An 8,322-nucleotide genomic window follows, 5' to 3' on the forward strand; every position below is an offset into this window, starting at 1 on the left:
AATTAGCTACATCCAAACTGCATTGGGACTTTGCTAAGTGCATGACTGAGGCGAAGAAGTTTCAGATGCTTCAGCTTACCGAGCGATCGCTTAAACCCAAAGCCAATATTTTTGACTTTGCCAGTTCTTCTATTCCCATAATTCCCCATCAGTTTGACCAGATTGCAGCGCTCATTCGCGAATATCTCAAATCGGAATATCAAGTCACCCTGATTTCGGCGCAACCTTTGCGCGTAGCAACTTTACTCAAGGAGTATGACTGCATTGCTAACTTTGTCAGTGATTCTGATGATTTGCAGTCAATTGCACGGATTCAGAAAGCTGGTAAACCCGTCATTTTGAAATATTCGGGACTGATGGAGATGCAAGGCTTTGTTTTGCCTAGTTGTAATCTAGCTCTCTTGACCGATCGCGAGTTATTTGGACAGCAATTACTAGCCTCACCAACCTTTGTCCACCCCTCACGCATGAATGCGGCTAAGTCGGTTAATCCTGACGAGCTAAATGTGGGCGATTATGTCGTGCATCGTAAATATGGGATTGGCAAGTTTACGCGCTTTGAAACCATTGAAGTGAAGGGAGAAAAGCAACCGCATTACATCATTGAGTTTGCTGATGGTAAGACTGCGGTAGCGATCGCGCAGGAAAATGAGAAGATCCTCTCCCGCTATCGCAGTGCTTCTAATAAGCCGCCCAAGTTAAATAGCATCGCCAATACTAAGGCGTGGGATAACGCGCTAAGCAAATGCCAAAAGGAGATTTACAAGTTAGCAAGGGATTTACTGCAACTCTATGTCCGCCGCGCCAATTTAGTCGGCTATGCTTTTTCACCTGATACTGATTGGCAACAGGAGATGGAGGATTCTTTTCCCTATCAACTGACACCAGATCAGGTCAAAGCTGTTCAAGATGTAAAGCAAGACATGGAAAGCGATCGCCCAATGGATCGGCTGGTTTGCGGTGATGTCGGCTTTGGCAAAACAGAGGTGGCGGTAAGAGCAATTTTCAAAGCGGTTTGTGCGGGTAAACAAGTGGCTCTGTTAGCTCCGACCACGATTCTGGCGCAACAGCATTTTCATACGCTCCAAACTCGGTTTGCGGCTTATCCTTTCACTGTGGATATCGTAAATCGGTTTCGCCCTGCGAAGGAGCGCAAGCAGGTTTTACAAATGGTTGCGGATGGTCAGGTACAAGTCATTGTCGGTACGCATCAGCTTTTGTCGAAGGATGTTGAGTTTCACGATTTGGGTTTACTGGTGATTGATGAGGAGCAACGCTTTGGGACTTTGCAGAAGGAGAAAATCAAGGCGATGAAGGGGGATGTAGATTTATTAACTTTGAGTGCTACGCCGATTCCGCGTACTCTCTATGCAGCGCTTTCTGGGGTGCGGGAGATGAGTGTGATTGCCACTCCTCCTCCCTCAAGGCGATCAATTCAAACCCATCTGTCTGCCTATGATGCGTCACTTGTGAAAACGGCAATTCGCCATGAGTTAGACCGTGGTGGTCAGGTGTTTTATGTCGTGCCGCGCATTGAGGGGATTGAGGCGATCGCTGATTCTTTGCAGGTGATGTTACCGAAGGTGAGATTGGCGATCGCGCATGGACAGATGCAGGAGTCAGAGTTAGAGGCGGCGATGGTTGCTTTTAATAACAATGAGGCGGATATTCTCCTCTGTACCACGATTATTGAGTCGGGTTTAGATATTCCGCGTGTAAATACGATTGTGATTGAGGATGCTCATAAGTTGGGTTTGGCGCAACTTTATCAATTGCGTGGTCGCGTTGGTCGGGCAGGGATTCAGGCTCATGCCTATTTGCTGTATCCGCCTAACCTTGAGTTGACGGATTCAGCGAAGAGGAGATTGGATGCGATTCAGGAGTTTAGTCAGCTTGGTTCGGGTTATCAACTGGCGATGCGCGATATGGAGATTCGTGGGTTGGGGGATCTCTTGGGTGAGGAGCAGTCGGGTCAGGCGGATGTGATTGGCTTTGCGCTATATATGGATTTGCTTCAGGAATATATTAATGAGTTACGGGGGAAGATTTTGCCTGAAGTTGCGGATACGGAGCTTCAGTTGCCGCGTTTGGTTGCTTTTATTCCTGATAGTTACATAGAAGATAATGAGACGAAGATTAATGCTTATTTGACTTTGGCGAAGGTGAAGTCGAAGGAGGAGATTCTCAAGTTGGCTGCGGTTTGGGAGGGACTGTATGGGGCTTTGCCTGAAGAAACGCAGGTATTGCTTAGGGTGATGGAATTGAAGCTAGTGGCGCGTCAGGTTGGGGTGTTTCGCATTTATGCGTCAGAGGATGGGCGCGATTTGTTTCTGGAATCAAAGCTGACGGATTCGCTTTGGGAGTTACTTCATGCGAAGATCCCGATTGAGTTCTATTATCGTTTCTCTTTCGAGAAGGGTAAAATTAAGATCACGAGTTTGGCTCTTCTGCCTGGGGATAAGCAGGTGCATTTCTTGATTGAGTGGTTGGGCTGTTTTTTGAATTGAGTAGCGGCACTGATTACCGTTACTCACATCTTGGATTATTTAGAGAATACACTCTCTTCTAACGGTTTGCTGTAGCATTGGCTTGTGGCGGATCAATTCGATTGACCCAAAGCGCAGTTGGAATCATCGGTAGCATTGGCAGCAAACAAATCAACCATTGCTGTACAGTTAGGGGAGCCGTTGCAAATAGATTATTCATCACGCTCCATTGACTAAAAAGAACTTGAAGAAACATCGCGATCGCAATGCCGAGTATTAGGATTGGTGCTTTGGCGATCGCGGTAGTGCGACCAAGAAGATACTGGACAATATTTGTACCCAGTTGGCTAATGCTCATCAAATAGATAATTCGCGCCGCGACCAAGGCTTGAATTGCCATAGTTCTGGATACAGCCAAATCTCCCGTTGTGGACTTTGCCCATTCAAAAATCCCAAAGATCAAAATCCAATTGAAAATGGATACCACCAGAATGCGTCGTAACAATTTTGGAGTTAGTAAAGGTTCTTGAGGATCTTTGGGCAGCTGTTGCATCGTACCGCGAGATTTGGGTTCAAAGGCTAGGGGAACGGTCATCGTGATCGAATTGATCATGTTCAGCCAGAGAACTTGCAAGGATAAAATCGGCAGATCTCGCGACAACAAAGCACTAATTAAAATCGTCATCGATTCGCCGCCATTGACAGGCAATAGGAACGCGATCGCCTTTTGCAAATTTTGAAAAACAGTACGCCCTTCTTCCACAGCAGCTTCGATTGAAGCAAAATTATCATCGGTCAACAGCATATCCGCCGCTTCCCTTGCAACTTCCGTACCACCCTTACCCATTGCAATCCCGATATCCGCTTGTTTGAGTGCAGGCGCATCATTCACGCCATCGCCTGTCATCGCCACGATGTTGCCCTGAGCTTGCAGGGCTTCCACTAATTGCAGTTTTTGGGCAGGAGCAACCCTCGCAAAGACCGAACCCTCGGTCACGGCTTGCTCTATTTCCTGCTCATTCATTTGGGCTAATTGTTGCCCTCCAAAGGCAATCACCCCAGAGGCAGTTTGAATACCCATCCGTTGCGCGATCGCCCTTGCTGTCGCAATGTGATCACCCGTAATCATCTTGACGTGAATACCTGCGGACTGACAGGCATGAACCGCCGCGATCGCCTCGGGACGAGGCGGATCAATCATGCCCTGTAAGCCGAGAAAGACTAAATCAGTGGCAATATCCTCATGGTCAATTGCGTGTTGTGCTGTCGCTACTTTGTGGGCAAAGGCTAAAACTCGCAAACCATGCCCCGCCATTGCATCTACTTCTTGTTTAATTTGCACTTGGTCAAGGGCGATCGCATTGCCCTGTGCATCAAGCATTTGGTTACAGCGACTAAGCAGCGCCTCCACCGCACCTTTGACATAAATCATCCGAGGCTCAGTATTTTGTAGAGTCGCCATGTACTGATAATCGGACTCAAAGGGAATCGCGTCCAGTCTAGGCTTTGCCGCAGCCAGCCCTACCTGACTTAGCCCCACTTTTTCAGCTACTGTGATTAAGGCTCCTTCCGTTGGGTCGCCCACCACTGACCAATCTACTCCCGTTTGTTTTAGCTGGGAGTCATTACACAAAATCCCTGCCGTCAAGCAATCCAATAAAACAGGTGGGATTTGTTCACCCAAAGGAATATTTTGATTACTATCGTTGACTAGAGTAATGTCACCCTTTGGGCTATAACCACCACCACTTACACGATAATGCTGTCCACCCGCATAGATCGCTTGGACAGTCATCTGGTTTTCCGTTAATGTACCTGTCTTATCAGAACAAATGACTGTGGCACTACCTAGGGCTTCGACAGCAGGGAGTTTGCGAATAATCGCATTGCGCTTTGCCATGCGATTGACTCCGATCGCCAAAGTAATCGTCACAACCGCAGGCAGTCCTTCAGGAATCGCACTGACCGCCAATGCTACCGAAGCCTCAAACATTTCAATCCAAGATTTTCCCTGTCCTAGACCCACCACAAAGGTAAAAGCTGCCAAAGTCAAGATGGCGTATAGCAATTTATGGCTGAACTGTTCAAACTTGCGGGTCAAGGGCGTGTTGAGACTAACTCGATTTTCCATAGATTGCGAAATCTGTCCCACTTCCGTAGCACTGGCAGTTGCCACTACAAGCCCTTGTCCCTGTCCAAAGGTGACGAAACTGCCTGCATAAGCCATATTGCGCCGTTCGGCAAGGGGCGTATCTGTAGGAAGAACGTTGATAGATTTCTCCATCGGCACAGATTCTCCCGTTAGTGCAGATTCATCTACCTGTAAGTTCCGAACCCGCAGCAATCGTAAATCGGCTGGGACTTTATCCCCAGATGTCAGTAAAACCAAGTCCCCAGGCACTAGTTCTCGCGAGGGAATCCTGAGGGGCTGCCCTTCTCGCATTACGGTGGTTTCCGTGGTGACTGCCTTGGCAAGGGAGGCGATCGCCCCTTCTGCCTTGGCTTCTTGCAAATAGCCGATAATTGCATTGATCAGCGTGACTCCCCAGATTACGGCAGCATTAGTCCAAGAGCCTAGAAATGCTTTCACTATGCCAGCTAGGAGCAAAATATACAAAAGTGGCTGATTGAATTGCAACAAAAACCTTAACCATGCAGGTTTTCCTTGCTTAAGCTGCAATTCATTCCATCCGTACTGTTCATAATAGCGAGCTACATCTTCAGAGTTCAACCCAGTCTCTATATTGCCGCCAAAACTCTCTATGATTTCATGCTCTGAAAGCACATGATAAGCCGATGAGGGGTGCTGAACTTGCATTATATTTCCAATGGTTGAGGAGCTTATCTCTTATAACCTAAGCGATCGCTTGCCAGTATTTTGCATTTACAAATCTTTCCAAATGTCCCACATTTGTTGTGGCTACTACGACAATGCGATCGCCCTGTGATTCGGCAATTAGTGATGCTTGCGCGGCAAGGATGACATCGCCATCTAGTGCGTCTGGACTGGCTGTTGGCTTACCTGTCTGTCTTGCTTCTGCCCAAAATTCAGCAGCTTTCAGCATCGTTGCTGTGGTCAGGGGTAAATACTCTAAGCGATTTTTTAGCTGATCTAAACGCCTAATACCCGCTAGTTTGTTGGCTCTTAGCAATTCTCGCCTAACTTCGTAGTCGGTAATTTCAGGAACAATTAACCTATAACCCTTGGTAACTAATCTTTCTGACCAATAGCGACATTCTAGGGTAGCGGGTGTGGAGTTGGGGTTTGATAGAATGCCGAGTGGGGCTGAGTCGAGTAATACAATCATGCGGTGAGTGAGAGTGGACGCTCAGTTATCGATTCTTCGCCTAGTGCCTGTTGCAAATATTCCCATGTCTCTCGCTGTTCATCAGCATCATCTCGGCTATCCCATTCATCGAAAAGATCAATCAATGCTTTTGCCCTTGCTGCAACTTCTTCTGATGTCCTTGTTGGCAGTATGTAAACGCCTTCAGCATTAACGTAGGGCTGATTGGTGGGGATGGTTGGCTCTGGTTTGATTGTGGTAATGGATGAGTTGGGTTTGCCAAACCATTGCTGTAGCTGCGTAACCACTACTTCAGTAATCATGGCTTTGAGATCTTCTATGGTTAGATCTGTAATTCGTTTCTGGTTCATTTTACACCTCCTAAGAGATCTCAAGCGTTTACTAGCTATATATTACACCATATAAATCGCCGTTTTATGATGCGATCATCTCAGAGCTTATGCCAAAGCATATCCAGTATGCGCTCTCACTTGAGGCGGATGAAAAGCTAGGACAATATGATCTTTGGGAACTCCTGCTGCAACCAGTTCATCAGTAATGCCATCTTCGATCCCATCATAGTGAATCCAGATTTTGTCGTTACGAATTTCGGCATGAACAACACATCCATGTACTCGCCGACTGTTTTCCCATCCTTCACGCATCAGCATGAAGTGGTTGCGATCGCGGCTAACGACAACGTAAGCACTCACGTCTCCATAGCGATAGGGAAGATCGGCATAGTATTGGAGCAAAGTTTCTAGGGTTTTGCTCCATGAGTCTAGGGTGTTATCTGTGGTTGCCATTGAATTATGTCCTCACGATCTGGGTCAAAAACAATAAGACGAAAATCTGGTTCTTCTATTATAAGCTGTCCAGCTTCCTCTTGAAATATTGTCTCAAATGTACTGAGGCTAATCGCTAAGTACAAACAACGATCTGGTTCTCTTTTTTTGAGCGCTCTGGCATATAAAAAGAATTGTCCCCAAGCATTTTCCAAATCACGGATGGGAGAAGAACTCAGAAAACTTTTGATTTCAACGGCGATTTTTTGATTGTCTCGTTCGGCGGCGATTAGTTTTTCTGCACCCAAGTCAATATAGACAGAACGTGTTCCTATACTGAGAACAAGGGGATCGTCTGTGATCGTCCAACCGTCTTTGATGAGGGCATTACAAACATTATCGTGATAGATGTCTTTAGCGGGCATAAAGTGTTGCGCTGAGATTGCGTTGGTGTCATTGTAACGCTTTAACAGTCTCATTAAATGGCGATCGCTCTGCAAAACTTGACGGTTGATTAAAATGAAATTTGGGCTAATTTAGGGATCTACGATTTTAATTTTCAGAAAATCAACGGTGATCGCTTAAACAATGCGATACAATGTCGAAAAGTTGCAACAATTTGCCAAGTTTGTGTCTTCTGAGAATAATCCATCCCAGTTTGCCTTGACAATCTCCTTTACCGATCCAGAGTTGACTAATGCCGAGCGTGATGATGAGGTGGTGCAGCTACTAGAGGCATTAAACGATCGCAGTGATATTGACGCGGTGGATCGTGTACGCGATCCTAATCCACCAAAGGGTAATAAGAGCGTTGGTGGCTTTTTTGTGGGAATGCTGATGGCGGAAGTTAGTGCGGCAAATGCTAAAAAGGTTTTGGGTTTTTTGGTTAATCGCCTTGGCGATAAGCCGATCTCGTTTGAGGTTGAGGGGAATGGTAAAAAACTAAAAGTAAGTGCCAGTAGCCGTGAAGAGTTGGAGTTTGCGATGCAAAAAGCTAGAGAATTTATTGAGGCTTAGTCGTTATGGGACGATACGCGCTGTTAATTGGCATTAGTAACTACAATGCAGGGCTAACACCTTTACCCAGTGCGGTGAAGGATGTCGATGCTTTGCACCAAGTTTTACTCAATCCTGAGATTGGCGGCTTTGCAGAGTCCGATGTCAAGGTTTTGAGGGATGCCGAAAAGGGTGCGATCGAGACAGCAATTTATCACTTGTTTGCAAATAGAACCAATAACGACCTGTTGGTATTTTATTTTTCTGGACATGGTGTAACGGATAGTCGTAGTGACTTTTATCTGACAGGACTCTCGACAACTAAGGATGCTTTACCGCCGACAGGAGTTTCATCAAACTATGTGCATAATTTGATGAATCAGAGTCGATCTAAGCGTCAAGTTGTGATTTTGGACTGTTGCCATAGTGGGGCGTTTTCTAACCTGTATTATTCACGAGATGAGAAAGAGAAACGAAATTCAAGCAAAAACAGATCGTTAAGTTAAGAATGGAGAGATTTCCATCAATTAAAAGAAGAAAAAGCAATAGAAACAAGAATTAATGGCAAAAATGGACTTAAATGGCTACAAAGAGACAGATTAATCCTATGAGAGGTCAAAAACTAATCAAAAATACAGAAGTTAGCCTGAATTATGCATGACAAGGGGAACGAGAACAAGAAAAAGAGCCTAAAAGCTATTAGAATTAGGCTCTTCAGAATAATAATAGATGTATTTTCTCATGACAGAGTGTAATCAAGAAGCAAAG

The 8,322-nt window shown here is 45.8% G+C and carries 8 protein-coding genes; 3 read left to right on the top strand and 5 right to left on the bottom strand.

Going from position 1 to position 8,322, the window contains the following annotated elements; translation table 11 throughout:
- A partial coding sequence (gene mfd / locus VB775_RS22185) for a transcription-repair coupling factor (RefSeq protein ID WP_323216948.1) occupies positions 1-2,507 on the top strand: 2,507 nt, incomplete at its 5' end.
- 58 nt (positions 2,508-2,565) lie between these two features.
- On the opposite strand, the gene VB775_RS22190 is transcribed toward mfd, so the two are convergent.
- From VB775_RS22190 to VB775_RS22210, 5 genes are all read right to left on the bottom strand, one after another.
- Complete coding sequence (locus tag VB775_RS22190) at positions 2,566-5,304, bottom strand: cation-transporting P-type ATPase (RefSeq protein ID WP_281009536.1); 2,739 nt, start codon at positions 5,302-5,304, stop codon at positions 2,566-2,568.
- 37 nt (positions 5,305-5,341) lie between these two features.
- Positions 5,342-5,794, bottom strand: a complete 453-nt coding sequence (locus tag VB775_RS22195) for a type II toxin-antitoxin system VapC family toxin (protein WP_281009537.1) — start codon at positions 5,792-5,794, stop codon at positions 5,342-5,344.
- Complete coding sequence (locus VB775_RS22200) at positions 5,791-6,144, bottom strand: hypothetical protein (protein ID WP_281009538.1); 354 nt, start codon at positions 6,142-6,144, stop codon at positions 5,791-5,793. The genes VB775_RS22195 and VB775_RS22200 overlap by 4 nt, the downstream gene beginning before the upstream one ends.
- Positions 6,145-6,231: 87 nt before the next feature.
- A complete protein-coding gene (locus tag VB775_RS22205) occupies positions 6,232-6,579 on the bottom strand; it encodes a XisI protein (RefSeq protein WP_281009539.1) in 348 nt (115 codons plus the stop codon).
- Positions 6,555-6,983 (bottom strand): element excision factor XisH family protein, encoded by a 429-nt coding sequence (locus tag VB775_RS22210; RefSeq protein WP_281009540.1) that lies wholly within the window; start codon positions 6,981-6,983, stop codon positions 6,555-6,557. The genes VB775_RS22205 and VB775_RS22210 overlap by 25 nt, the downstream gene beginning before the upstream one ends.
- Before the next feature lie 163 nt (positions 6,984-7,146).
- On the opposite strand from VB775_RS22210, the gene VB775_RS22215 reads away from it, so the two are divergent.
- Both VB775_RS22215 and VB775_RS22220 read left to right on the top strand, forming a co-directional pair.
- Positions 7,147-7,575, top strand: a complete 429-nt coding sequence (locus VB775_RS22215) for a hypothetical protein (protein ID WP_281009541.1) — start codon at positions 7,147-7,149, stop codon at positions 7,573-7,575.
- A gap of 5 nt (positions 7,576-7,580) precedes the next feature.
- Positions 7,581-8,060 carry a caspase family protein gene (locus tag VB775_RS22220; protein WP_281009542.1) on the top strand — a complete coding sequence of 160 codons (480 nt, stop codon included), beginning with the start codon at positions 7,581-7,583 and terminating at the stop codon, positions 8,058-8,060.
- Positions 8,061-8,322: the final 262 nt, after the last annotated feature.

It is taken from the genome of Pseudanabaena sp. CCNP1317 (assembly GCF_034931345.1).
In the GTDB taxonomy this organism is placed as follows: Bacteria; Cyanobacteriota; Cyanobacteriia; order Pseudanabaenales; family Pseudanabaenaceae; genus Pseudanabaena; species Pseudanabaena galeata.

Coding starts and splice junctions, on each gene's coding strand:
- VB775_RS22205 (WP_281009539.1), bottom strand. CDS start 6,579: ATGGCAACCACAGATAACACCCTAGACTCATGGAGCAAAACCCTAGAA.
- VB775_RS22215 (WP_281009541.1), top strand. CDS start 7,147: ATGCGATACAATGTCGAAAAGTTGCAACAATTTGCCAAGTTTGTGTCT.
- VB775_RS22190 (WP_281009536.1), bottom strand. CDS start 5,304: ATGCAAGTTCAGCACCCCTCATCGGCTTATCATGTGCTTTCAGAGCAT.
- VB775_RS22195 (WP_281009537.1), bottom strand. CDS start 5,794: ATGATTGTATTACTCGACTCAGCCCCACTCGGCATTCTATCAAACCCC.
- VB775_RS22220 (WP_281009542.1), top strand. CDS start 7,581: ATGGGACGATACGCGCTGTTAATTGGCATTAGTAACTACAATGCAGGG.
- VB775_RS22200 (WP_281009538.1), bottom strand. CDS start 6,144: ATGAACCAGAAACGAATTACAGATCTAACCATAGAAGATCTCAAAGCC.
- VB775_RS22210 (WP_281009540.1), bottom strand. CDS start 6,983: ATGCCCGCTAAAGACATCTATCACGATAATGTTTGTAATGCCCTCATC.